The organism is Bifidobacterium aesculapii (assembly GCF_001417815.1).
GTDB lineage: Bacteria > Actinomycetota > Actinomycetes > Actinomycetales > Bifidobacteriaceae > Bifidobacterium > Bifidobacterium aesculapii.
On sequence record NZ_BCFK01000088.1, the window covers coordinates 1 to 609 of the forward strand.

The 609-nt window shown below is 69.0% G+C and carries 1 protein-coding gene; it reads right to left on the reverse strand.

Features of this window, described 5'->3' with window-relative positions; all coding sequences use genetic code 11:
• The coding region (locus BFAL_RS10860) for a helix-turn-helix domain-containing protein (RefSeq protein ID WP_160319062.1) at positions 1-541 on the reverse strand (541 nt) is incomplete at its 3' end.
• Between the last annotated feature and the right edge of the window lie 68 nt (positions 542-609).

A 609-nucleotide genomic window follows, 5' to 3' on the forward strand; every position in this document is an offset into this window, starting at 1 on the left:
CGGGTCGGCCCCCGGTGATGTCCCGGTGGCCCTCCCGGCTGGTCTCGTCGATGCCTATGGCCCCCCCGCCCGTGTAGTCCTCGTAAAGCCTCGCCTCGCCCACGTAAGGGCGGATGAACCGCCACAGGCGGGTGTCATGTTCGCCGACCTGCTCGGCGATGTCCGCGACCGGCTGGCTTTTGGCCAGCTCCACGACCATCGCCTCGAACAGGAGCGTGAACCCGCTTCCCGGCCTCGCCCACGGCACCGGGACCGCGTGCACGCCGTGGGCGGGGCACGTCACGCGCGGCACGCCCGCGTGAATGAACGCCTTGTACTGGAAGAAGTTCAGATGCCGCCACACGCGCTCCCTCGCGTCATGCACCGGACACGCGGCCTCGCCGCACCCCGGTTCCGGGCAGGGGAACCGCGAACCCGCCGCGAACCCGATCGCGATATGCAGTTCCCGTCTGCCGTCCTCCTCGTCACGGAACTCCACGCCCGACACCCTCCACGGGTCAGGCAGTTGCAGGGCGGCGGTGAACAACGACGTGGTATCCATACCCCCAAACTACCCGACCAGCACCACCACCCCCCGACCCACTCACCCACACCAAACAGCGAAAGGCC